This window comes from Granulicatella sp. zg-ZJ (assembly GCF_010892355.1).
In the GTDB taxonomy this organism is placed as follows: Bacteria; Bacillota; Bacilli; order Lactobacillales; family Aerococcaceae; genus WM01.
Window position 1 is genome coordinate 1 of the sequence record NZ_WNJY01000031.1, and the last position, 22577, is coordinate 22577.

General features: G+C 35.1%; 23 protein-coding genes, 13 tRNA genes, 1 rRNA gene and 1 pseudogene. 27 read left to right on the forward strand and 11 right to left on the reverse strand.

The window, feature by feature from the left end:
• Nucleotides 1-6: 6 nt before the first annotated feature.
• The 13 genes from rrf (at nucleotide 7) to GMA11_RS08045 (ending at nucleotide 1189) form a co-directional block, all read left to right on the forward strand.
• Nucleotides 7-122: ribosomal RNA gene (gene rrf, locus GMA11_RS07985) — 5S ribosomal RNA — on the forward strand.
• Nucleotides 123-132: 10 nt separating this feature from the next.
• A tRNA-Asn gene (locus GMA11_RS07990) sits at nucleotides 133-206 on the forward strand.
• Between the two features lie 20 nt (nucleotides 207-226).
• Nucleotides 227-313: transfer RNA gene (locus tag GMA11_RS07995), tRNA-Ser, on the forward strand.
• Between the two features lie 16 nt (nucleotides 314-329).
• Nucleotides 330-401, forward strand: a tRNA-Glu gene (locus GMA11_RS08000).
• A 6-nt stretch (nucleotides 402-407) separates the two neighbouring features.
• Nucleotides 408-480 (forward strand) — tRNA-Val (locus tag GMA11_RS08005).
• A 17-nt stretch (nucleotides 481-497) separates the two neighbouring features.
• Nucleotides 498-570 (forward strand) — tRNA-Asp (locus GMA11_RS08010).
• A 3-nt stretch (nucleotides 571-573) separates the two neighbouring features.
• A tRNA-Phe gene (locus GMA11_RS08015) sits at nucleotides 574-646 on the forward strand.
• Between the two features lie 17 nt (nucleotides 647-663).
• Nucleotides 664-744, forward strand: a tRNA-Tyr gene (locus GMA11_RS08020).
• A 21-nt stretch (nucleotides 745-765) separates the two neighbouring features.
• Nucleotides 766-836, forward strand: a tRNA-Trp gene (locus tag GMA11_RS08025).
• Nucleotides 837-851: 15 nt separating this feature from the next.
• Nucleotides 852-924: transfer RNA gene (locus GMA11_RS08030), tRNA-His, on the forward strand.
• Between the two features lie 8 nt (nucleotides 925-932).
• Nucleotides 933-1004: transfer RNA gene (locus GMA11_RS08035), tRNA-Gln, on the forward strand.
• A 10-nt stretch (nucleotides 1005-1014) separates the two neighbouring features.
• Nucleotides 1015-1085, forward strand: a tRNA-Cys gene (locus GMA11_RS08040).
• 20 nt (nucleotides 1086-1105) lie between these two features.
• Nucleotides 1106-1189, forward strand: a tRNA-Leu gene (locus GMA11_RS08045).
• A 95-nt stretch (nucleotides 1190-1284) separates the two neighbouring features.
• Here GMA11_RS08045 and GMA11_RS08050 read toward each other — a convergent pair.
• The 7 genes from GMA11_RS08050 to GMA11_RS08080 all read right to left on the reverse strand — a co-directional run bounded on the left by GMA11_RS08050 (nucleotide 1285) and on the right by GMA11_RS08080 (nucleotide 6981).
• Entirely contained in the window at nucleotides 1285-2418 is a 1134-nt protein-coding gene (locus GMA11_RS08050) for a site-specific integrase (RefSeq protein WP_163546641.1), read from the reverse strand.
• A gap of 85 nt (nucleotides 2419-2503) precedes the next feature.
• Nucleotides 2504-2701 (reverse strand): DUF3173 family protein, encoded by a 198-nt coding sequence (locus GMA11_RS08055; RefSeq protein WP_163546642.1) that lies wholly within the window; start codon nucleotides 2699-2701, stop codon nucleotides 2504-2506.
• 54 nt (nucleotides 2702-2755) lie between these two features.
• Nucleotides 2756-3973, reverse strand: coding sequence for a Rep family protein (locus GMA11_RS08060; protein ID WP_163546643.1), 1218 nt, complete (start codon nucleotides 3971-3973; stop codon nucleotides 2756-2758).
• Between the two features lie 168 nt (nucleotides 3974-4141).
• Nucleotides 4142-4741: a hypothetical protein gene (locus GMA11_RS08065; protein WP_163546644.1), complete on the reverse strand. Its 600-nt coding sequence runs from the start codon at nucleotides 4739-4741 to the stop codon at nucleotides 4142-4144.
• On the reverse strand, nucleotides 4734-5855 hold the full coding sequence (locus tag GMA11_RS08070; protein ID WP_370516584.1) for a helicase HerA domain-containing protein: 1122 nt from the start codon (nucleotides 5853-5855) through the stop codon (nucleotides 4734-4736). The genes GMA11_RS08065 and GMA11_RS08070 overlap by 8 nt, the downstream gene beginning before the upstream one ends.
• Before the next feature lie 85 nt (nucleotides 5856-5940).
• A complete protein-coding gene (locus GMA11_RS08075; protein ID WP_163546646.1) occupies nucleotides 5941-6252 on the reverse strand; it encodes a hypothetical protein in 312 nt (103 codons plus the stop codon).
• Nucleotides 6253-6648: 396 nt separating this feature from the next.
• Complete coding sequence (locus GMA11_RS08080; RefSeq protein WP_163546647.1) at nucleotides 6649-6981, reverse strand: helix-turn-helix domain-containing protein; 333 nt, start codon at nucleotides 6979-6981, stop codon at nucleotides 6649-6651.
• A gap of 169 nt (nucleotides 6982-7150) precedes the next feature.
• Between GMA11_RS08080 and GMA11_RS08085 the strand changes: the two genes are divergently transcribed.
• On the forward strand, nucleotides 7151-9616 hold the full coding sequence (locus GMA11_RS08085; RefSeq protein ID WP_163546648.1) for an LPXTG cell wall anchor domain-containing protein: 2466 nt from the start codon (nucleotides 7151-7153) through the stop codon (nucleotides 9614-9616).
• Nucleotides 9617-10219: 603 nt separating this feature from the next.
• Here the strand turns inward: GMA11_RS08085 and GMA11_RS08090 are convergent.
• The 4 genes and pseudogenes from GMA11_RS08090 to GMA11_RS08105 form a co-directional block, all read right to left on the reverse strand.
• A pseudogene (locus GMA11_RS08090) lies at nucleotides 10220-10528 on the reverse strand (DUF898 family protein).
• A gap of 290 nt (nucleotides 10529-10818) precedes the next feature.
• Nucleotides 10819-10892: transfer RNA gene (locus tag GMA11_RS08095), tRNA-Arg, on the reverse strand.
• Nucleotides 10893-10956: 64 nt separating this feature from the next.
• Nucleotides 10957-11661 carry a 3-oxoacyl-ACP reductase gene (locus GMA11_RS08100; protein WP_163546649.1) on the reverse strand — a complete coding sequence of 235 codons (705 nt, stop codon included), beginning with the start codon at nucleotides 11659-11661 and terminating at the stop codon, nucleotides 10957-10959.
• The gene (locus GMA11_RS08105; protein WP_163546650.1) at nucleotides 11662-11880 is read right to left on the reverse strand and encodes a DUF2829 domain-containing protein; all 219 of its coding nucleotides are present in this window, start codon (nucleotides 11878-11880) and stop codon (nucleotides 11662-11664) included.
• 169 nt (nucleotides 11881-12049) lie between these two features.
• Here GMA11_RS08105 and GMA11_RS08110 point away from each other — a divergent pair, with 169 nt between their 5' ends.
• The 13 genes from GMA11_RS08110 (at nucleotide 12050) to manA (ending at nucleotide 22432) form a co-directional block, all read left to right on the forward strand.
• On the forward strand, nucleotides 12050-12325 hold the full coding sequence (locus GMA11_RS08110) for a PspC domain-containing protein (RefSeq protein WP_163546651.1): 276 nt from the start codon (nucleotides 12050-12052) through the stop codon (nucleotides 12323-12325).
• Between the two features lie 77 nt (nucleotides 12326-12402).
• On the forward strand, nucleotides 12403-13146 hold the full coding sequence (locus GMA11_RS08115) for a tRNA1(Val) (adenine(37)-N6)-methyltransferase (RefSeq protein ID WP_163546652.1): 744 nt from the start codon (nucleotides 12403-12405) through the stop codon (nucleotides 13144-13146).
• Complete coding sequence (locus GMA11_RS08120) at nucleotides 13136-13408, forward strand: GIY-YIG nuclease family protein (protein ID WP_163546653.1); 273 nt, start codon at nucleotides 13136-13138, stop codon at nucleotides 13406-13408. Before GMA11_RS08115 ends, GMA11_RS08120 begins: the two co-directional genes overlap by 11 nt.
• A complete protein-coding gene (rsmI, locus tag GMA11_RS08125; protein WP_163546654.1) occupies nucleotides 13386-14252 on the forward strand; it encodes a 16S rRNA (cytidine(1402)-2'-O)-methyltransferase in 867 nt (288 codons plus the stop codon). The genes GMA11_RS08120 and rsmI overlap by 23 nt, the downstream gene beginning before the upstream one ends.
• A gap of 9 nt (nucleotides 14253-14261) precedes the next feature.
• Nucleotides 14262-15275 carry a lactonase family protein gene (locus tag GMA11_RS08130; protein WP_163546655.1) on the forward strand — a complete coding sequence of 338 codons (1014 nt, stop codon included), beginning with the start codon at nucleotides 14262-14264 and terminating at the stop codon, nucleotides 15273-15275.
• Between the two features lie 204 nt (nucleotides 15276-15479).
• Nucleotides 15480-15830, forward strand: coding sequence for a MerR family transcriptional regulator (locus GMA11_RS08135; protein ID WP_163546656.1), 351 nt, complete (start codon nucleotides 15480-15482; stop codon nucleotides 15828-15830).
• 23 nt (nucleotides 15831-15853) lie between these two features.
• Nucleotides 15854-17191 (forward strand): type I glutamate--ammonia ligase, encoded by a 1338-nt coding sequence (gene glnA / locus GMA11_RS08140; RefSeq protein ID WP_163546657.1) that lies wholly within the window; start codon nucleotides 15854-15856, stop codon nucleotides 17189-17191.
• Between the two features lie 186 nt (nucleotides 17192-17377).
• Nucleotides 17378-18268 carry an RNase adapter RapZ gene (rapZ, locus tag GMA11_RS08145; RefSeq protein WP_163546658.1) on the forward strand — a complete coding sequence of 297 codons (891 nt, stop codon included), beginning with the start codon at nucleotides 17378-17380 and terminating at the stop codon, nucleotides 18266-18268.
• Complete coding sequence (gene yvcK, locus GMA11_RS08150; RefSeq protein WP_163546659.1) at nucleotides 18265-19248, forward strand: YvcK family protein; 984 nt, start codon at nucleotides 18265-18267, stop codon at nucleotides 19246-19248. The genes rapZ and yvcK overlap by 4 nt, the downstream gene beginning before the upstream one ends.
• A 29-nt stretch (nucleotides 19249-19277) precedes the next feature.
• On the forward strand, nucleotides 19278-20213 hold the full coding sequence (whiA, locus tag GMA11_RS08155) for a DNA-binding protein WhiA (protein WP_163546660.1): 936 nt from the start codon (nucleotides 19278-19280) through the stop codon (nucleotides 20211-20213).
• The gene (locus tag GMA11_RS08160) at nucleotides 20214-20354 is read left to right on the forward strand and encodes a hypothetical protein (protein ID WP_163546661.1); all 141 of its coding nucleotides are present in this window, start codon (nucleotides 20214-20216) and stop codon (nucleotides 20352-20354) included.
• 96 nt (nucleotides 20355-20450) lie between these two features.
• Nucleotides 20451-21467, forward strand: coding sequence for a Gfo/Idh/MocA family oxidoreductase (locus GMA11_RS08165; RefSeq protein ID WP_163546662.1), 1017 nt, complete (start codon nucleotides 20451-20453; stop codon nucleotides 21465-21467).
• On the forward strand, nucleotides 21461-22432 hold the full coding sequence (gene manA, locus GMA11_RS08170; RefSeq protein ID WP_163546663.1) for a mannose-6-phosphate isomerase, class I: 972 nt from the start codon (nucleotides 21461-21463) through the stop codon (nucleotides 22430-22432). The genes GMA11_RS08165 and manA overlap by 7 nt, the downstream gene beginning before the upstream one ends.
• Nucleotides 22433-22577 lie beyond the last annotated feature (145 nt).

Genomic DNA, 22577 nt, shown 5'->3' on the forward strand with positions numbered 1-22577 from the left:
AGAAAGTGTGGTAATGATGGCAAGAAGGACACACCTGTCACCATGTCGAACACAGAAGTTAAGCTTCTTAGCGCCGAGGGTAGTTGGGGCATTGCCCCTGTGAGAGTAGGACGTTGCCACGCTTTTGGTTTATCCGCAATAGCTCAGTTGGTAGTAGCGCATGACTGTTAATCATGATGTCGTAGGTTCGAGTCCTACTTGCGGAGTTGGAGAATATTTGGATTCTGGAGAGTTGTCCGAGAGGCCGAAGGAGCACGATTGGAAATCGTGTAGGCGGGAAACTGTCTCAAGGGTTCGAATCCCTTACTCTCCGTTTTTTATTTTGTTATGGCCCGTTGGTCAAGCGGTTAAGACACCGCCCTTTCACGGCGGTAACACGGGTTCGAGTCCCGTACGGGTCATTAGTTGGAGGTTTAGCTCAGCTGGGAGAGCACCTGCCTTACAAGCAGGGGGTCAGCGGTTCGATCCCGTTAACCTCCACTTTCTCATATTATTGTGGTTCCGTGGTGTAGGGGTTAACATGCCTGCCTGTCACGCAGGAGATCGCGGGTTCAAATCCCGTCGGGACCGTATGGTTCAGTAGCTCAGTTGGTAGAGCACTTGATTGAAGCTCAAGGTGTCGGCAGTTCGACTCTGTCCTGAACCACTTTTATTTCTTAATATGGAGGGGTAGCGAAGTGGCTAAACGCGGCGGACTGTAAATCCGCTCCTTAGGGTTCGGCAGTTCGAATCTGCCCCCCTCCATTAAAAGTATTTAAACTACCTAGGGGTATAGTTTAAAGGTAGAACAAAGGTCTCCAAAACCTTTGGTGTGGGTTCGATTCCTGCTACCCCTGTTTACTAGTATTATGGCGGTCGTGGCGAAGTGGTTAACGCTCCGGATTGTGGCTCCGGCATTCGCGGGTTCGATTCCCGTCGATCGCCCTTTTTATTGGGGTATAGCCAAGCGGTAAGGCAACGGACTTTGACTCCGTCATTCGTTGGTTCGAATCCAGCTACCCCAGTTTGTATTATGGCGGTATAGCCAAGTGGTAAGGCACGGGTCTGCAAAACCTTGATCACCGGTTCAAATCCGGTTACCGCCTTTGCACAAGTTTTATGATAAGCCGGCGTGGCGGAATTGGCAGACGCGCTGGACTCAAAATCCAGTGCCCTCACGGGCGTGTCGGTTCGAGCCCGACCGCCGGTATTGTTTATACGACAAGGTTTGTGCGACTTTGTTTATACGTTGAGAAGCGTAAAAATCAACGTAAAGTTTCTTAAAATTTCTTATGGTGAGAAATTTTAGTACAAAAGGTCTAGCTTATCAGCTAGGCTTTTTTGCTTACTTGGATATAAATGTGAATAGGTATCAATCGTAGTCGCAATAGATGCGTGACCTAGTCGTTCTTTTACGATATGATAATCTTCCCCTTGATTGATAAGTAAAGAAGCATGAGAGTGTCTAAAATCATGAATACGAATACGTTTAATATTTGTATCGCGAGTTAGAACTTTTTTATATATTTTTTCAATACTATTTTTACCGATTTCTAAAAGATTAGATTGAATACATTGTAGGTCAGATGAATTGTTTATATAGTCTTTTAAAATTTCTGATTGCTTGTCTTTCCAGTTCTTTAACTCATTAAGTAATTTAGAATTGATAGAAATAATACGATCTGAAGTTTTTGTTTTTGTTGTTCCAATAATATTTTTTCCATTTTGTCGATAAACGGTTTTATTTATTGTGATTGTTGCATTTTGAAAGTTAATATCTGACCATTTAAGTGCAAGAGCTTCTCCTAATCTCATACCTGTAAAATAAAGAAGTGTGAAGAATAATTCCATATTGTATTCATCTTCTTGAAAAAGAGATTTGAAATGGAGAAATTCTTCTAGTGTCCAATATTGGATAGAGGATTTAGTTGTTGGAAGCTTTTTTAAAAGTGTCATAGGATTGGATTGGTAATATCCTTTTTTAACACCAATATCTAAAATCTTTTTTAATAGTATCATGATTTTATTGATACTATTATTATTTAATGTTCTATCTTTAAATTGCCGATGAGATTTCTTTTTCAGATGCTCTCTAAAATCGTATATATCGTCATAAGTAATTTTTTTAATATCGGTATTTTTAAAATAGGGGAATATATGACGATTATAATTATTTTCTTGAGTTGTGATATAGCTTAGTTTTCTATTATTTATCATATCCTCCTTTTTTAGTAAGTGATAAAGTGGGTCGATTTGTACGGATTTTCCGTATCTGTTTTCGTGTAATTCAACAATACGTAGATGTTGTTCGATATTGATAGCTTCTTGTTTGGTTCGTATTCCTTTACGGACAATTCTTTTTTGTTTACCAGTTACAGAGTTGTATCCTCCGCTTACATCTACGGTATATGTTCCATTTATTTGTTTTTTTATTGTCATAGTGTCTATCCTTACATAGAAGAAATTCTAAACAATGACATTCTCAATTTGCAGAAAGAAAACATGTTTAGAATTTCTTCTAAACTTAGTTTTCTTTTTTGATTTCGTATCCAAGAATAGTTTCAGCAACTTTAATTGGAATAGTTCCCACTCGTTTGTTATTGTACAAAGAAAAACCTTTTTCGACAAGTAGTTGTTTTCCTTGTCGAATAATTTTTTTTGCAGTTGTAGGAGTGTATCCTAAATGAATAAGTTCGTCTTTGGTAATGGTAATATAATTCATGAGTGTTTCCTTTCGTTAGGTTTAAAAATTTAAAAGATAGACTAGGTAGTCTTTTTATACATTTTTGGTTTTCATAGGTTCGATAATTTTATCGAATAGTTTTTGTTCATCATGTACATAGATAGGGTTTTCATAAAATGGATTTTTTTGTTTTTTATCTTGAATGGGAATATATGTTTTTGTTCTAGGTTCAAAGGTAGATGAATAAATATAATGTTTATCAATGTATAGGGTTAATCCAATACGCCTCTCTAGTTGTTCAAAGCTATCAATACGAGGGTTCCCTTTTTTCTTAGTAAGGATTTCAGAATATAATTCATAAGGAGAATAAGGACTGGTAATAAAAATCATTTTTGCACTAAGTGCTTTATCAAAAAAACGAACAGGAACCATAACATTAAAATTATACGGGTCTAAAATTTTTAGTAGGTCATCATAGCTAAATGTTTCAGGGCGCAGTTCGTCAATAATAACAATGGGTTCATTTTGATAGTCTTGAAAAGGGTCTTTACTTGAACCTGTTGTAAAGTAGGTGTGAGACGTTTTGGTTGCATAGTTAGTAGCTAATCTAGTTTTACCTGTTCCGGATTTTCCGTAAATATAAATAATTTCTTTATGAAGTTGATTATTTGTCATTTCTTTGATATAAGACGCTAAAAGAACTTCTTGTCGTTTTAACATAACGGTTTTTATACGACTAGCTGCTTTAGCATATTGACTACCTGTCAAAATATTTTCTACTTCTTTAAGAGTTATATCTCCGTCATATAAGAGGTCTAATAATTCATTGATTAGTTCACTGTCTTTCATTTGAGCTTTACGAGTAATATTTCTGGTAATTTGTTCAATTTTTTCAGTGAAATCAAAATTACTAAAAACATCTTCTAAGGGATACTGGTATTTATCTGAAGCATTTGTTGTTCGATGTACGAGATAACTATATCCATTGTTTGGGTTTTTGAAAAATTCTAATCTTTCGGTTTTAGCATTTTTCCGTAGTCCCTCTTTTTCATCAATTTCCCAAGCAATACTTTTAGGACTTCTTGCATGTGAGAAATAGAGCATGAGGTGTAAATGAGGTTCAACAGGCTTTCCGTCGTCATCTAGATCTTTATCGTGTAAGATAGATGCCCAATATTTTGGTTCAACAGTATTTACAATTCGTTTTGTTTCACGTTTCCAATCTTTGTCTTTTAGTAAACGAATTTGTTGTGTATACATGACAGAGCGTACACGGGGTTCTTTTGTTTCAGTTTCTGTTTGTTTAGTCATATAATGATACCTTTCTTGTTTTTATGACACAGTTGCACAGCAACGATTTGCGTGACAATGCCAAGACCTGTCACGCAAAAATGTAGTATATAAATAATGAATACATCCTAATTTGTTTCTATTTAACACAGTTTTGTAAATAGAAAGAAGATGTAGCCCATTTAGTTTTCAACAATGGGCTACATCTTCTTTATTTGTTATTTTCGTTCCCGTAGCACCATAGGTGGCTGTTAGTGGTTCTATAAGAGTAATATCTGAGAAAGTATAGTCAGTATCTAATTGATGAAGTTTTTCTTTTATTTTTTGAAAGTTGCTTTTCCAAATTTCTTCAACTTGCATAGGTACATTTAAAGATATAGTAAAGATTGCCTGTTGATTAAAGTATTCAATTTGAATGGTACTTCTGACACGATTTGCGATTGAATAAATCTTATCTTGACTACTTTGTGGTATGTTGTGGTTGAGAGATTTACTTGATGTCAGAAATCGACAATAATTTTTTATGCGAATGGTTGCAGCAAGTGATTTTAAACTATTTTTTATTGTATCTTTGATTAACTTTCGATAACAATATTCAAAAATAAAGCAACTCACTAAGAGTATGTATACACATATGTTTAGAACGTCTTGTATGAGTAAGATATTTGTAACTATTTTAGTTAAAACAGGAAGTGGAGAAGAATTTTTTACGAACTGAAAAAATCCTTCAAGAATGAAATTGACAACTAAAATAATTATTGTTTTGGTAAAAAAATTGTATTTATTCAAGGTTGTTCTCCCTTTCTTTTTTATACGTTGGTGTTAGTAGAGGCATAATATGATTATCATTTTTTCCGTTAACCAATTTAATGATGCCTGTTCCGTGCCCTATTGGTACAACAATATTATCAACATGAGCATTCGGTAATAAAAATTGAGTTGTGTTACTGTTGATTTCCCCTAAGATAACGGAACAGTTGATTTGTTCACGAACAGCTAGGTTACCTCCAAAAGCTGGAGCATCAAAACGTTGAGATATTAGAATAAGAGATGTTTTCGTAGCACGTCCAAGAAGTGCGATAGTGCCTAAGAGTTGAGCGAACGTTTCACGTGCTTGTTTAGGGCTTCCTTGAACAAGTGCTAAAAGTTCGTCTATGATAATATACGAGCGTTTAAAATTAGCTTTAGGATTTTTGAGTAGCATTTCTTGTCGCTCGTATATCATATTGATAGCACGTCCTAAAAGTTCGTTAACATCTGTTATAAAACTATTTAGATTTGAACCACGGTGAGGAGAAAGAGTTTCTAATCTCAATTCTTTTCCAAGGATAAAAATATCTGCCATTTTTGGGTCAACTAACACAATTTGGTCGGTAAAGGAATGAAGACAGCGGATTAAATATTCTACAAAGTACGATTTTCCGGAACCACTTGATCCGCTAATAGCCATATGTACAACTTCATTCATGTTTAAGGAAACGTTATTTGCCATGATAGGAATTTTTTCTTCTTTTACAGATGTTTCTATAAACCGATTTAGTCGCTCAATTTCTAACCTAGTAGGGATGCCGTCTATCCAAGGAAAAAAGAAAGCACGAGCTAGATTAGGGTCTTTTACGTTGTATGGTGTAAAATAAGCGTTATTTTGTACGAGTAAAGTTTTATAGGGATAGAGGACAGCAGAACAGATATCTGCGATTTGGAAATAGAGTTTTCTGTCAATCGGATAGGAAACAGGCAAATGAGGAATGAAGAAAAATCCTTTGTCATTTTTTTCTAACTGAATGCTGTATGAGTTGGTATAGCTGTTCTCTCCATTTAAAGGCAAGGCGGTGTTTAAAATTTTTGTTAGATAATTGGCAGATGCTGAACTAAGATTTTGTAGAGTATCTCTTGAGTGCATATACATATCCTTTCTTTATAATATTCTTATGGTCTATCATTATCACTATTATCATCTAATCGTTTATCACTATCTCTATGTCAAACTAGGCTTTTTCGATGCCGGTGGCACGGAAATAAATTTTGTTGTTGATTTGAATGGCTTCTAAGTTTTCAAAGATAACTTCATCACCAATCTCTAATTCTCTTAAGTCTGGTTTGTCTTCGGCGTTGAATTTTATTTTAAAAGGATTATCTTCTCTTGTAGCACACCAAACTTGATATCCTGTGATTTCATCCGTTACTTTGCCGTCAACATATTTTTTTTGTGGGACGACGTGTGGACCGACTAAGTAAAGGCTCAATCCGTTTAATGCTTCATTTGCTAGTGTTTTGGTATAATTGTTTTTTTTGTTCATTTTTTTACCTGCTTTCGTTTTATTTTATTTTTTTTATCTTGTGCTTCCCCAAAAAAAGCCCCCGTAATATTTGCTTTTTTTTTTTTTTTGAGGGGGCTTTTAATTATTAAATTTGTGTTACAATTTCAAGGAAGCACTTGACAAGAATTGTAAAAGTCGACTATATTCTAATTAGAGATAGGATAAACGGTTAGATGATAAGTGATAACGTTGAAATAAATATAATATTTCAAGGTTAAGAAGGGGTGTGGGGGAACCCCATTATATGTGTGAAAGACGTACGTCTTTCACACCGAAATACAGCAAAATTTGAAAACGTATACAAAATATAAATGAAAAAGTGAATTAACATGGGTATCACGTTAATTCACTTTTTATGTTTCTATCAAGAGTGATTTATTCTATATTTTTTAAAATATCAATGAAAGATTGTAAAACCATTTTTTGTTTATGATTAGATAATTGTTTCAAACTGTTCATAAATTCAACGATAAGCTCATGATTTTCTTTAAAAGTAGGTAATTCAAAGAATTCTTCTTTAGATATGTTGAGGGCAACTAATATTTTAGAAATTGTTTGTATTTTAAAATCGTATTTTCTACCTTCGATATGTTGGACAGCTTTTGCACCTAACCCCGCTAATTCAGCTAGTTTTTCTTGGCTGATTTGCCTTTCTTTTCTAAAATATTTAATTCTGGTTGCGATATAATCTTGCAAATCATCTTGCATTTATCTCCCCTCCCATACGAGTTTTTTCCGTACTTTAATCATAAAGGTTCTATACATAGAAAATAAGGATACTTTACGATACATTTGTTTATAAAAGTATTGTAAACAATACGTTCTTGTGGTAAGATGTGCGTGTAATCTATTTCATCTATAAAAAAGGAGATATGTTATGACAAAATTACTAAATAAGATAAGTTCATCAGCAATAGCTTTGGCAACAATTATAGGTGTTACTTCACAAGTGAAAAATGTACAAGCTGAAGAAGTAGGACCAGTAAATGATTTAGCCTCTACTGAAGTATCTGAAAAGCGTACTATAGAAATTTCTAAAAGTGACGTTGACGATGCCAAAAAGAATGAAGATATTGCGGAACAAGATGTCGCAAAAAAAGAAGCAACATTAAAAGAGGCAGCACGTGATGAAGATGAGAAACAAAAAGCCGTTGATGAGGCGACACGTGCCAAAGTCTTAGCGGAGGATAAAGCCAAAGCGTTGCCAGAGATTGAAAAAACCATTCAAGACGAAACGGCAAAACGTGATGAGGCACAAAACGCATTGCCACATGCCCAACAAGAGGTCACAGAGAAAAACCAAGACAAAGACACAAAAGAAGCGGCTGTGTCAAACGCACAACGCGACAAAGAGAACGCTCAAAAAGACGTAGATGCCTTACGTGCGCAAAGTTCGTCTGAGGTAGACGCGTTAAACGACCAAATCAAAGAAAAAGAAGCGCAAAAAGTCAATGCACAAGGCATTCGTGACAACATCCAACGTGATTTAGACGCGGTCAATACAGAGATTGCGGATAAAGAACGTGCCATTCGTGACTATACGCCAACACAAAAAGAATTAAAACAAACCAATCCAGCCGACGATGCACAAGAGAGAAAACGTTTGGAATTTATGGAAGACGTCGAATATCATGGTCAACCCGTAACCGAAACGATTGTGATTGATGAGCATGCCGAATACACACCAAACATTGATAAAATTATGGAACATGTGGCGGATTACATCAATGAGTTAAAACGCATCAACAATTTACCGGGACATGTGACCGTATCCACAAATCCAGAACATCGTAAATTTGCGGATTATCATGCCAAAGAATTGGTGAAGACCTTCTCGCATGCGTCAAACTATCCAGGTGGCAAACCAAATTCAGCCGAAAACATTTTGGACATGCCAATGGACAAACGTTTCATGTCAGATAAAGAATTTGCCTACCGTATCTTGTTAAACTGGTTCTCTGAATACAACAACGTACACCCAAACTACGGACACGCTATCACGTTGTTACAAGCAGATGGAGATTTCATCTTAGGGATTGCAGCCAAACCAGATCAATACCCAGGGATCCAAACATGGACATCATACACCGCAACCTTTAATGTGTTTAAATTAAATCGAGACGTATCATTAATGGAGTACGGCACACCGGAAACAGGGATGTTCTTACGTATTGATAAAAACGAAAATGCTTACAATGAGAATACAACTTACGATAATATTGACGATGTTCAACCAACCGAAAACGCCAAACAAGTGTTCTTCGTGCCAAATACGACCTTCCGTTATGTCACGAACGTGTCTGAAGGTGCGGGCAAACAAGCGTTACAAGACGAGTTGACAAGTCTTCAAGCACGTCGTACCACATTATCTAACCAATTAGCTGGACAAAACAGCATTGTGACCGATTTTGAAGAGGCGATCACACGTTTAGAAGCAAACAAACAAGAAGCGATCAACAATGATGCCGCACATCAAAGCGCATTAACGGCTGCACAAGCACGTTTAACACAAGCGACAACGGCCTTGGACAATGCCAAACAAGCATTGGCACAAGCAACCAAAGACGCACATGATGCACAAAAACGTGTGAGCGACTTAGAAAACACAATCAAAGCTGCCAATAGTGCACTCGCTAAAGCACAAAGCGACAAACAAGCAGCAACCAGTGACCCACAAGCGTTAGAAGAAGCGATCGTCAATGCACAAACCGCACTAGACAACGCCAAAGCGGCTAAAGCACAAGCGGCAAAAGATGTTGCACTTGCCAAAGCAACGTTTAACGCCGTACATGACGCATACACATACGTGAAACGTTTATACGACTTACAAGAAAGCATCAAGTTGGTACAAACAAACAACGGCATTCATGGGGTACCAAAAGAAACACCACGTGTAGACGCATTGCCAACATTAGACGTCAACGACATTGTGAGTGTGCCAAAAGACTACCCAACAGTGAACCCACTACCAACCATATCAGTGGAAGAAGTAGAACGTTTAACCAAACAACTAACACATCTACCACAAGATTACCCAACGGTTAACCCATTACCAACCATATCAGTGGAAGAAGTAGAACGTTTGACAAAAGAGTTGGAAAAACAAAACGACGTGGTAAAACCAATTCGTCCAATAGATATTCATCATAAATTTAAAATAAAATCAGAAATTGAACCAAAGCTAGAGAATACAAATAAACTTACTTTAGAGAATAGTGCTGATGCATCACAAAATATGAAAAAACTACCACATACAGGTACATCAGATGCACATACGTTATTCGCAGGGGTATTATCTTTATTTGGAGCAGGCGTTGTTGTTCGTAGACGAAAAGAGAAATAGATTAAAAAATAAAAATATAGTTTTGTATAGTAAAATGAACGTTTTTATATAAAAAGAAAGGTGAAGATACGTTTTGTAGTGTCTTCACCTTTTGCTTTTTTGAGTGCGATTTTTGCAAATTGAGTGTCTTAATAGTTTCTGAATTTCTAAAATTTAGTTAGTTTTATTTTAATATAAATAACGATAAACGTTGATAAATCAACATAAAAAATGATAAAAAACTAATTTTAGGTTCCTCAAAATCCAGTGCCCTCACGGGCGTGCCGGTTCGACCCCGGCCGCCGGTATTGTTTATACGACAAGGTTTTAATAACCTTGTCTATTTTTTTGGCTCTTCGTCAAATTGTGTTAGTGGAGAGAAATAGTGAGCATATTCGTGATGGTGGTAGTATTACCCATTCACTGCCTTTTTAGAATGATGTTATCTGAAGATTTTACTTGAATAAAGCAAAAGCGATGTAGCAGATATTAAAATAATGTCTGCTTTTCATTTATAAAAATGCTTTCTTGTAGAATCATGAAGAGGGTAACTGACATATAAAATCAGTTTTCCTCTCTGTTATAATGGATTCCTTTCTACAACTTAGGATATGTGATAGTTTTTTAATTTGCGAAAAAAGTATGTTTTGTTTTCCATTGTTCTAGCTTGATGCCTACCCAAAATGAGTAAATACCTAGTGTAATAATGCTTAGAAGTAACCACTTTATCCAATTTCCAAAAAGTCCCATAGCTGTTCCGGTAAATATTAGTCGGTGTCCTTCTATGACAGTATGTTTTGTTTTTCAACGGTAGATTAAGCATATCGCCCAAGGATAACAAATACCAAGGGTTAGAACTGTGATTATGGTGCCGAAAAGTATGTGTCCAACAAGGCTGAGTAAACCTCCGTCAAAGTAGCTTTGTTTCATTATGTTCTCCTTTGTTTTTTATTGATAGTGAGAGTGTAACAGTAAATAGCTAGTTTGTAAAATAAAAGTTAAGTAATGAATAATAAAAAAGAGTTATAGATGAATAGTTTAATAGTTCGGCAACAATTCCGTTTAGTAAAGGAATGGGTATGTAAATTAAATAAGAGATAAATGGATTTTTGAAAAAGAAGCGTCTGTATCATACTATTAGAATGGTATATGGGGATTGCTTTGTTTAGGGTATGTAGTAAACAAAAAAAGTATGTCATATCATGACATACTTTAATAGATGACGTTTCAGGAGGGATTCGAACCCCCGACCGTTCGCTTAGAAGGCGAATGCTCTATCCTGCTGAGCTACTGAAACAGAACCACTTAATTATTATATGTGTTTTTGTATCATAAGTCAATATTTTTAGTTATAAAAGTGGTTATTTGATACTCCAACCGCCGTCAATGGTGAGAATGTGCCCGTGAAGATAGGCGGCGCTTGAGCTAGCGAGGAAAATAGTTGCGTCGGCAATTTCATTTGGAAATGCCCATCTTTTTGCTGGTGTTTGTTCAGCTACCCATTTTGCTGTATCTCCAGTGCCTTCAAAGTCGGCTTGTGTCATGGATGTTTTGATAGCACCAGGAGCGATGCCATTGACGCGAATACCTTTAGAGGCGTAATCGTATGCTAATTGTTTTGTATAGCCAATAACAGCGTGTTTACTTGCTGTATAAGCTGCTCCGCCACCGCCGGCCAGAAAACCGGCTATAGATGCCATATTGATAATGATACCTTGTTGTTTTTTTAGCATGTTGTTTAATACGTGATTTGTGATTAAAAACATACTTTTTACATTGGTTGTCATAATACAATCCCATAGATCTTCGCTAGTTTCTAAACTAGGCATGTAATTATCTAGGATACCGGCACTATTGATAAGAATATCTATGGATTTTGGTAGTTTGGCAATATCCTCTCGAAGACAAACATCACCAATGATATGATGATAATTAGGATGTGTTATCTGACTTTTTTGTTTATCAAATCCGTATACAATGGCGTTTTGTTCTAAAAAAGCTTCGGCTTGTGCTTTTCCAATACCGCTAGAGCTACCCGTAACGAGAACGTTATAATTTATAAACATTTAGTCCACCAAAGTCCAATCTGTTGCAAAAATGTCGCATACGGTAGGGTTAAACATACTATAATAATCACTTTCTGTTTGGATAATTAAATAAGGTGTTGATTTTTCAACGTACGGAAGTGATTCTTGACGTTGGATAAATCGTTCTCCACCTTTCCAGCCGGTTCTGACTACTTTTTTGCCTGCTTTGATATAGGGTAAAATTTCTTCAAATGTCATCTTTTTTCTCCTTTATTTTGAAAGCATATAAAATATAATATGCTTTTAACTATATTATATAATATTATTTTTAAACAACAAGTCAGTCTTTAGCAGGATAAAAAATTTTTTAATTATGCTATACTAATAATGTTCAATGAGCATAATAGCAGATAAATGAGGAATAGAGATGGCGAAAAAATTAACAAGATCAAGAACGGATAGACGTATTGCCGGGATATGCGGTGGTTTAGCTGAATATTTTAATATAGATGTCACAGTGATACGCATCATTGTTGCCATTAGTTCTATAATAACTTTTTCAACAACATTATGGATTTACATTTTAGGCATACTGATTATTCCTTTGGAATCGTATCAAAAAAGTAGACACTATACTTATTACCAAACATATCAAAAAACAAATACTAGAAAAGACGTCACACCGACAAAAGATGATTTTTAAGAAGTACCTACGGAGTACTTCTTTTTTTATGTAAGAATTGGTATACTTATGAAGATAAAGAGTAAGGAGTTAACATCATGAAACTATATGAACATGAGCGCTTGGATACATTGATAAAAGAAAATATTCAGATTATTCAAAGCAAGAAAGTTTTTTCTTTTTCTTTAGATGCGGTTCTCCTTGCACATTTTGCTGAATTGCCTAGGAATAAAAAAGCATGTATTTTAGATGCGTGTTCGGGGAATGGCGCGGTTGCTTTTATGATATCTGCTAAAACAAATAATCCTATTTATGCCATTGAATATCAAGAAATTTTAGCGGATATGGCACAACGTACGGTAACATTAAATCATCTCGAAGATAGAGTAAAGATTATTCACGGTGATTATAACGATGCACAAAAGTGGTTTGATAGAGGATCTGTTGATGTTATCACATGTAATCCACCTTATTTTACAACAGAAGATTATGCAAATATACATGAAGAAAATGCGATTGCTTTGGCAAGGCATGAATTAACCATTACACTGGATGAGTGGGTATCCACGAGTAGTCAATTATTAAAAAATGGTGGAAAGTTGTATTGTGTTCATCGTCCCGATAGATTGCTTCAATTATTAACAGTATTAAAAAGTCATCAATTAGTCCCTAAAAAGATGTGTTTTGTGCATCCGAAAAAAGAAAAAGATGCCAATATGGTATTGATTGAGGCAGTTAAGCAAGGAAAGGAAAAAGGGATTAAGATAATTCCACCTATCATTGTGTTTAATGAGAAAAATGAGTATATCGAGCCTGTTAGGAGTATTTTATATGGAGAGTAAGAATCATTATTTTTATGTACTAATGTGTGCGGATAATACATTTTACGCTGGATATACAACAGATGTTGCTAGAAGAGAATTAGAGCATAATACATCGGATAAGGGAGCAAAATACACAAAAACAAGACGTCCGGTAAAAGTTATTCATGTTGAAAGTTTTCCAACACGATCCATGGCAACAAAGCAAGAAGCAATGTTTAAAAAATTAAGTAAAAAAGAGAAAGAAGCGTATATAAAACATGCACATTCAAAAGAGTTTTGAAAATAGCCAAAGTGGAATTTTATATTTAATTCCAACGCCTATTGGGAATTTAGAAGATATGACCTATAGAGCGGTTCGTTTGTTAGACGAGGTTACTTTGATTGCCGCTGAAGATACTAGACAGACAAAAAAATTATTAAATCATTTTCATATAAAAACACCTCAAATAAGTCTGCATGAACATAATATTATGGAAAAGATTGACTATTTAATTGATAAATTACATCAAGGGGAAAGTATTGCGCAAGTGAGTGATGCGGGTATGCCGTCCATTAGTGATCCAGGACATGAATTGGTACTTGCTTGTCTTGAACAGCATATTCCGGTAGTGTCAATTCCAGGAGCGAGTGCAGGACTAACGGCGCTGATAGCGTCAGGTTTATCGCCTCAACCATTTTATTTTTATGGTTTTTTACCTAGAAAAAAACAAGAACAGATATTTGTGCTTGAGCAATTAAAGTCACGAGAAGAAACGCTTATTTTTTATGAATCACCACATCGGATTAAAAAGACAATACAAGTGTTATCTAATGTATTTGATGAAACGAGGCAGGCTGTTATTTGTCGTGAATTAACGAAACGATATGAAGAATATATAAGAGGCAGTTTAAAAGAAATTCAAATATACTTAGAAGAAACCGAGTTAAAAGGTGAGATATGTTTATTAGTGTCAGGAACATCGGATGAGGATAGTCAGGAAGAGATGGTAGATTTGCCGTTGAAAGAGTGTGTTTTACAAGTTATGCAGGAGCAAGATCTGACAGCGAAAGAAGCCATTAAGTACGTGGCGAAAATGAAAAAAATGAAAAAGCAAGATGTTTACCAAGCGTATCATCAAGAATAGGAGAAATGTATGGAAACATTAGTATTAGGTGGGTATACAAAAGGACGTAATAAAGGAGTATCTTTTGCAACATTAGATACAGATAAAAAGAAAATAACGAATGTTAGATTAGCTCTTGAAATAGAGTCCCCAACATATGTGACAACAGTGGGAGATTTTGCCTTTTCTGTTGTGAAAGAAGGGGACTGGGCAGGTGTTGCTTTATTAGAAAAACAAGATGATGCGTATCGTCAAATTGCAGCGGCGTTAACAGAAGGTGTCAATCCACCATGTTATGTGTCATTTGATAAAAAGCGTCAGTTGATTTTTAGTGCAAACTATCATCAAGGTTTTTTTGATGTGATAGCTATCACAGATGATGGATTAGATGTGGTTCAGTCTGTGCAATTTGAAGGATCAAGTGTACATGAAAATCAACAATCATCTCATGTACATTATGTGCAAATGGATAGAGCAAGTGAGTATTTAATGGTTTGTGATTTAGGGACAGATAAGGTGCATGTGTTTGATGTGAAAGTAAACGGAGAGGTAAAAGAGGTGTTTTGTTATCAAACAAAAGCTGGATTTGGACCAAGGCATCTTGTTCAACATCCAACATTACCTATTGTTTATGTATTAGGTGAATTATCTAATGAGATTGATATTTGTCGTTATGAAAAAGGTGTTTTAACGCATATAGAAACGGTGTCTTTATTACCAAAAGAGTATACAGATTGGAGTGGAGGGGCAGCGATTCGGGTGACGAGCGATGGACAGTTTGTGTATGCGTCTAACCGAGGGCACGATAGTATTGTTGTATATAAAGTTAATAATAGTGGTGTTTTAGAGCCAATTCAATGGATAAAAACAGAGGGAAAAACACCACGAGATTTTCATTTTAATCAAACAGAAGATTTTATTATTATCGGTCATCAAGACGACGATGTGTTATCATTGTTTAGCCGAGATACTAAAACAGGTGTATTGACATTACAAGATAAAGAAGCGATTGCTCCGGAGTGCGTCTGTGTGACACCGTTATGATGATGTAGAAACCACCAAAAGATGAGTGTTCATCTTTTGGTGGTTATGTTATATTTTGTAACATGATAAGGGAGTTTTTTCTTGAAAGAATGTAGAACTTTTTATATGATAGCATAATAATGTAGCATTACTTTACATCAGAGTGCTATAATGTGACTAGGTCCTAACACTTGTATAAGTGTTCTTCATGTGAAGGAGAGTTTTATGAAGGGTAAAGAAATACGACGTTCAATGCCGGTTTTTCCGATTGGGACAATGATGACACTGACGGACTTAACAGCTAGACAAATTCGATATTATGAAGAACAAGGGTTGATTATACCAAAACGTTCTCAAACAAATCGACGTTTGTATTCTTTAAATGATGTTGATAAATTGTTAGAAATTAAAGATTATTTAGCAGAAGGTCTAACAATTGTTGCGATTAAAAAGAAATATACAAAAGTTGAAAAAGAAAAAGAGCAACCTGCTCAAAAGTTTTTAACAGATGAAGATGTTAGACGTATCTTTTATCAAGAAATGATGAATCAACAAGAGTGGCGACATGATCGTTAATTTAAATAAAGGACGAGAGAAAAATGAAAAAACAAATCACGCGAGATACAGTATTAAAAGATGTTAAAGAAAAAGATGTTCGATATTTAAGATTAATGTTTACGGATATATTAGGAACAATCAAAAATGTTGAAGTACCTATTAGTCAGTTAGAAAAAGTATTAGCAAATAAAATGATGTTTGACGGCTCATCTATTGAGGGCTTTGTGCGTATTGAAGAAAGTGATATGTATTTGTATCCAGATCTATCAACATGGTTAGTTTTTCCGTGGGATAATGGACAAGGAAAAATTGCACGTTTGATTTGTGATATTTATAATCCAGACGGTACTCCTTTTGAAGGAGATCCGAGAGCGAATTTAAAGCGTGTCTTATCTGAAATGAGAGAGTTAGGATTTACGGATTTTAATTTAGGGCCAGAACCAGAATTTTTCTTATTTAAGTTAGATGAATACGGCAATCCAACGATGAAATTAAACGATGAAGGTGGCTATTTTGATTTAGCACCAACGGATTTAGGGGAAAATTGTCGTCGTGATATTGTGTTACAATTAGAAGAGTTAGGATTTGATATTGAAGCAAGTCATCATGAAGCTGCGCCAGGACAACATGAGATAGATTGGAAGTATGCTGATGCTCTTGATGCGTGTGATAATATTCAAACATTTAAATTGATTGTAAAAACGGTGGCACGTCAGCATGGCTTACATGCAACGTTTATGGCAAAACCTGTTTATGGGATCAATGGTTCGGGGATGCACTGTAATATGTCTTTATTTGATGAAAACGGAAATGTGTTTTACGATAAAGATGCCCCAGACGGATTGAGCGATACAGCGATGCATTTTATTGCAGGGCTATTGGAGCATGCTCGAGGTTTTACAGCTATTTGTAATCCAACAGTTAATTCATACAAACGCCTTGTACCAGGGTATGAGGCACCTGTTTACGTAGCTTGGAGTGGGCAAAATCGTTCGCCGTTAATTCGTATTCCAGCCTCAAGAGAAAATTCGACACGTGTAGAGTTGAGAAGTGTTGATCCAATGGCAAATCCATACTTAGTATTGTCTGTGTTGATTAAGTCTGGATTGGACGGTATTGTGAATAAAAAAATGCCACCAGCAGCAGTTAATCGTAATATTTATCAAATGTCTGCTAAAGATAGACTTGATAATGGTATTTTAGATTTACCGGGTAATTTATTAGAGGCTATTGATGAATTTGAAAAAGATGAAGTTGTTAAAAATGCTTTAGGTAAACATATTCAACAGAATTTTATAGCAGAAAAAACATTGGAGTTTCAATCTTATCGCACACAAGTGACGAAGTGGGAACTAGAACGTTATTTAACGCTATTCTAAAATACTATCTAATGAAAACTGTCTATCGTGTGGCAATCACAAATAAGGTTGGTTTCTAGTTAGAAAAGCTGTTTATACAAAAGGTATCTTTATATAAAATGAAGTGAGAAGAGATAGTAAATGATAGAACCATTTGCTATCTTTTTTGTGATATAATGGTGTTATTAAAAGAAAAGGAGATAGACAATGGCAGAAGCGTTAGAATTAGTCATTATTACAGGAATGAGTGGTGCTGGTAAGACAGTGGCAATGCAAAGTTTTGAAGATTTGGGATATTTTTGTGTCGATAATATGCCACCGAGTTTGTTGACGAAATTTTGGGATATTGTAAAAGAGAGTGGCAAAATCACACGTATTGCGCTTGTGATAGATTTAAGAAGTCGTGCCTTTTTCGATGAAATTATGGACTCCATTATTGATTTTGACAATACAGCGCTTGTGAGAACACGTATTCTCTTTTTAGATTGTCAAGATGAAGCGTTAGTATCTCGTTATAAAGAAACAAGGCGTACACATCCGCTTGTTGGGAATACAGGATTAATAACCGACGGCATCAGCCGTGAGCGTCAGTTGCTTGTTGATTTAAAAACACGTGCACAAATTGTGATTGATACAACGAATATTTCTCCTAGACAATTAAGAGAAAATATTATGACGCAATTTAAGTCGGATGATCGTGCGGTGTTTCATATTGAAGTGATGTCATTCGGGTTTAAATATGGTGTGCCGATTGATGCCGATATTGTTATGGATGTGCGTTTTTTACCAAACCCACATTATGTTCCTGAGCTAAGGTCATTGACGGGATTGGATGAAGAAGTGTATGATTATGTGATGAAACAGCCTGAAACGAGTGAATTTTATAAGCGTTTTGAAGGGCTGATTGATTATATTGTGCCAGGGTACAAAAAAGAAGGAAAAACATCTGTGGTTATTGCTATTGGTTGTACTGGAGGGCAACATCGTTCTGTTGCATTAACGGAACGTTTGGGCAATAGTTTAATGGTAAGTGGTTATCCGGTCAATATTACACATCGAGATAAAGATAAACGAAAAGAAACGGTGAATCGCTCATGAGAAAAAAGAAAGTAACCATTATTGGTGGTGGAACAGGGCTGCCGGTTTTATTAAAAGAATTGAAACAATATCCAATTGATATTACGGCGATTGTGACAGTAGCTGATGACGGAGGAAGCAGTGGCATTATTCGAGATTATGTCAATATTATTCCGCCAGGAGATATTCGTAATTGTTTAGTGGCTTTATCGACATTGGACGATGTTTATTTAGATATTTTTCAATATCGTTTTAATTCCGAAGATAAATTTTTTGCAGGGCACGCCATTGGCAATTTGATTATTGCGGCATTAAGTGAAATGCGTGATAATATTTTTGATGCTATTCAAGAATTGTCACGTATGATGAAAATTCAAGGGCAAGTCTATGCGGCAGCTAAAGAGCCTCTTGTTTTACATGCCACGTTTATGGATGGAACAGTCGTTAGTGGTGAGTCTGCTATTGCTAAGGAGAGAAAACGTATTAAGCATGTTCATGTGACGACGAAAGACGGTTCTATTGAAGATGCGCATGCCTCAAGTGATGTGGTTAGAGCAATTGAAGAAGCAGATATGTTAGTGTTAGGTCCGGGAAGTTTGTTTACAAGCATTTTACCTAATCTAATGATTCCGAATGTATCTGAAGCGATTTTAAAAACACAAGCGCAAATTGTCTATATTTGTAATATTATGACGCAATTAGGAGAAACAGAATCCTTTACAGATGCCGATCATGTACGTGTGTTGCATCGCCATTTAAAGCAGATGTTCATTGATACGGTTCTTGTTAATACAGAAACTGTACCAGATGATTATTTAAATCAACAAAAAGGCGAAGAGTATTTATTACAAGTGAAGCACCATTTTGACGGTCTACGAGGAGAAGGATGTCGTGTGATTTCGACAAATTTCTTAGAAATGAAAGAAAATGGTGCGTTCCACGACGGTAAAAAAGTAGTTGAAGAGTTGATGACACTATTAAACAGTGTATTTGAAAAATAAAAAATAGTGATAAGAAAGGTGGTGATAACATGTCTTATGCGGCTCAAGTGAAAAAAGAATTAACGTCTTTAGAAGTTCATAAGGAACATGCCAAAGCGGAACTTGCAGCGCTTATCCAAATGAATGGGGCAGTCAGTTTGTATCAGCAAAAGTTTATTTTAAATGTGCAAACAGAAAATGCAGCTATTGCTAGACGTATGTATACGTTATTGAAAGATCATTATGATGTTGAAAGTGAATTACTTGTTCGTCGTAAAATGAAGTTAAAGAAAAATAATATTTATATTGTACGTTTAAAAACAGGCACAAAAGAAATTTTAACGGATTTAGGTATTATGGATGGTTTGTTTTTCCAAACAAGAGTACCTAAAAATATTAAAAATAATGAGCAGAAAGTAAAGTCATATTTACGAGGGGCGTTTTTAGCAGGAGGTTCTGTTAATAATCCTGAAAAGAGTAGTTATCACCTTGAAATTTATTCAAACTATGAAGACCATAGTCAAGATATTTGTGATATGATAAATCGCTTTTATATGAATGGTCGTATTATTGAACGACGCAATGGGTATATTGCCTATATTAAAGAGGCTGAGAAAATTGCAGATTTTCTTGTGCTTATCGGTGCATTAAATAGTATGATGAAATTTGAGGATATTCGTATTATTCGAGATATGAGAAATTCGGTTAATCGGATTGTGAATTGTGAAAATGCCAATTTAAGTAAAGTTATCAATGCCTCAAGTAAACAAATTGAAGCGATCAATTACATTGCAGAAAAAGTAGGTCTAGACGAATTGCCACCAAAATTAAAAGAAGTGGCAGAGCTAAGACTTTCGTATCCAGAATCTAGTTTAATGGAAATCGGAGAGATGATTGTTGGAGAAACGGTTTCTAAGTCAGGAATAAATCATCGTTTACGAAAAATTGTTGCATTTGCAGATAAACTAAAAAAAGAAGGTGTTTAAATGGCATTGCAAGATAAAGATTTTATTGAAAAACAAATTGAGCAGCTAACAAATGGATTGAGTAAATTTATTGATGTGGAAGCATTATTTGATAAAGAAAAAGAGAAAAAACAAGAAGAAACAAAAGAAGATGATGAGTAGCAATCATCTTCTTTTGTTATTTTGAGATAAAAATACTTTTGAAAAAAGGTTGAGAATGATATAGTTAGTTTGATAAAAATATAAAAGAGGTATAATATGTTAACACTTGCGTATATTGGGAATGGGAAAAGTACAAATCGTTATCATCTGCCATTTGTCAGAACATTGAAAGATAAATTTAAAGTGAAATATGTGTATGTTCGTCATTTTAAATCAGAGTGGGAAAAACAGCCTTATGTCACTTATACAACAGATTTAGATGTTTTATTAAAAGATACTACCGTAAATCTTATTGTCATTACAACGCCTATGGCATCACATTATGAATATGCTAAGTTGGCATTGGAGCATGGGAAGCATGTTTTAGTTGAAAAACCTTTTGTGAAAACAGCTAGAGAAGCTAAGGAATTATTTCAGCTAGCAAAAGAAAAAGGGTTAATATTGGAATGTTATCAAAATAGACGTTTTGATAGTGATTTTTTAACTGTTCAAAAAGTAATAGATAGTCAAAAATTAGGAGATATTTATGAAATAGATATGCATTTTGATTATTTTAGACCTGAAGTATCACAAGGAACGGAAATATTCAATGTAGAGGATAGTTTTGTGTACACGCATGCTTGTCATACATTGGATCAAGTGATTTCTTGTTTTGGAGTACCTACAAGTACGCATTTTGATGTTCGTCAACTTTTAGGTGAAGGACGTATGAATGATTATTTTGATATTGATTTATATTATCAAAATATGAAAGTATCTGTTAAATCAAGTTATTTTAGAATAAAACCAAGACCGAGTTTTGTTGTTTATGGAATGAAAGGTACATTTATAAAAGACAAAAAAGATAGGCAAGAAGAGCATTTGAAGTATTTTTATATGCCAGAGCATGATGATTTTGGAGTAGATACCTTAGAAGATTATGGTGTTTTAACGTATGTAGACGATTTGGGATGTATCCATGAAGAAAAAATTGTATCTGAGAAAGGTCATTATAAATATTTTTATGAGCATTTACACGATACGATTGTGTTGGGTAAAGAAAAACTAGTCAAAGATGAGGAAACTATATTACAAATAGAATTATTAGAAAAAGGTGTAGAGAATTTATGGTAGATAATAAGGAACCCATTTTTTTAAAGCCTGTGTTACAGGAAAAAATATGGGGAGGTAACAAATTAGAAACAGAATTTGGTATGCTCTTACCTAGTCAAAAAATAGGAGAATCATGGAGCATTAGTGCACATCCGAATGGTGTATCAACAATTATATCTCCAAAAATGTTTGAAGGTATGGGATTGGATACATTTTATCAAACATATCCAGATTATTTTGGTGGTAAGGTAGAGGAGCGTTTCCCTTTGCTTACAAAAATTTTAGATGCTAGTGATGATTTATCTGTTCAAGTACATCCCGATGATATTTATGGGTTAGAACATGAGGGAGAATTAGGGAAAACAGAATGCTGGTATGTGATTTCAGCAGAAGAAGGATCCAAAATCATTTATGGGCACACAGCTCAAACACAAGAAGAGTTTAAAGAAAAAATTGAGAAACAAGAATGGAAAGATTTATTTCTTGAAATACCTGTTCAAGCTGGTGATTTTTTCGATGTGCCTCATGGTACCATCCATGCAATCGGAAAAGGTATTGTGATATTAGAAACACAACAAAATTCAGATACAACCTATCGTGTATATGACTATGATAGAGTGGATGAACAAGGTCATCAAAGGGACTTACATATTCAACAATCATTAGCTGTGACACGATTTCCACATCAGCATCCAGTTTTGAAAGATGCTAGACACGATATAGAAGATGGTTATGTGCATCATTATTTGAGTAATGACTATTTTAGTGTTTGGAAATGGCAAGTAGATGGACAAATGTCTATTTTTTTAGACGAAGGCTATTATTTGGTGACTGTGATAAAAGGAGCAGGAAAAATGAGAATAGATGAGAGGGAGTATAAGCTCTCTTTATCTCATTCGTTTATTTTACCATTTGGGACACAAGAAATTAGGTTGACTGGAGATTTAGAACTAATTGCATCCAAACCAAATAGGCAAGTAGATTAAAACTACTTGCTTTTTTAATTAGGCTCTTCGTCAAATTGTGTTGGTGGAGAGAAATAGTGAGTATGTTGGTAGTGAATGGCATTAACCATTCACTACCTTTTTCACATTCTTTTTCTGCCACTGAGAATGGTGTTGTATGATTAAA

Excerpts from the sequence above, each read along its gene's own strand:
- manA (WP_163546663.1), top strand. The coding sequence starts at position 21,461 with ATGGTAGATAATAAGGAACCCATTTTTTTAAAGCCTGTGTTACAGGAA.
- yvcK (WP_163546659.1), top strand. The coding sequence starts at position 18,265 with ATGAGAAAAAAGAAAGTAACCATTATTGGTGGTGGAACAGGGCTGCCG.
- GMA11_RS08120 (WP_163546653.1), top strand. The coding sequence starts at position 13,136 with ATGGAGAGTAAGAATCATTATTTTTATGTACTAATGTGTGCGGATAAT.
- GMA11_RS08085 (WP_163546648.1), top strand. The coding sequence starts at position 7,151 with ATGACAAAATTACTAAATAAGATAAGTTCATCAGCAATAGCTTTGGCA.
- GMA11_RS08055 (WP_163546642.1), bottom strand. The coding sequence starts at position 2,701 with ATGAATTATATTACCATTACCAAAGACGAACTTATTCATTTAGGATAC.
- GMA11_RS08105 (WP_163546650.1), bottom strand. The coding sequence starts at position 11,880 with ATGACATTTGAAGAAATTTTACCCTATATCAAAGCAGGCAAAAAAGTA.
- GMA11_RS08165 (WP_163546662.1), top strand. The coding sequence starts at position 20,451 with ATGTTAACACTTGCGTATATTGGGAATGGGAAAAGTACAAATCGTTAT.
- GMA11_RS08080 (WP_163546647.1), bottom strand. The coding sequence starts at position 6,981 with ATGCAAGATGATTTGCAAGATTATATCGCAACCAGAATTAAATATTTT.
- GMA11_RS08050 (WP_163546641.1), bottom strand. The coding sequence starts at position 2,418 with ATGACAATAAAAAAACAAATAAATGGAACATATACCGTAGATGTAAGC.
- GMA11_RS08060 (WP_163546643.1), bottom strand. The coding sequence starts at position 3,973 with ATGACTAAACAAACAGAAACTGAAACAAAAGAACCCCGTGTACGCTCT.
- rsmI (WP_163546654.1), top strand. The coding sequence starts at position 13,386 with ATGCACATTCAAAAGAGTTTTGAAAATAGCCAAAGTGGAATTTTATAT.
- GMA11_RS08075 (WP_163546646.1), bottom strand. The coding sequence starts at position 6,252 with ATGAACAAAAAAAACAATTATACCAAAACACTAGCAAATGAAGCATTA.
- whiA (WP_163546660.1), top strand. The coding sequence starts at position 19,278 with ATGTCTTATGCGGCTCAAGTGAAAAAAGAATTAACGTCTTTAGAAGTT.
- GMA11_RS08130 (WP_163546655.1), top strand. The coding sequence starts at position 14,262 with ATGGAAACATTAGTATTAGGTGGGTATACAAAAGGACGTAATAAAGGA.
- rapZ (WP_163546658.1), top strand. The coding sequence starts at position 17,378 with ATGGCAGAAGCGTTAGAATTAGTCATTATTACAGGAATGAGTGGTGCT.
- glnA (WP_163546657.1), top strand. The coding sequence starts at position 15,854 with ATGAAAAAACAAATCACGCGAGATACAGTATTAAAAGATGTTAAAGAA.
- GMA11_RS08070 (WP_370516584.1), bottom strand. The coding sequence starts at position 5,855 with ATGCACTCAAGAGATACTCTACAAAATCTTAGTTCAGCATCTGCCAAT.
- GMA11_RS08115 (WP_163546652.1), top strand. The coding sequence starts at position 12,403 with ATGAAACTATATGAACATGAGCGCTTGGATACATTGATAAAAGAAAAT.
- GMA11_RS08100 (WP_163546649.1), bottom strand. The coding sequence starts at position 11,661 with ATGTTTATAAATTATAACGTTCTCGTTACGGGTAGCTCTAGCGGTATT.
- GMA11_RS08135 (WP_163546656.1), top strand. The coding sequence starts at position 15,480 with ATGAAGGGTAAAGAAATACGACGTTCAATGCCGGTTTTTCCGATTGGG.
- GMA11_RS08160 (WP_163546661.1), top strand. The coding sequence starts at position 20,214 with ATGGCATTGCAAGATAAAGATTTTATTGAAAAACAAATTGAGCAGCTA.
- GMA11_RS08110 (WP_163546651.1), top strand. The coding sequence starts at position 12,050 with ATGGCGAAAAAATTAACAAGATCAAGAACGGATAGACGTATTGCCGGG.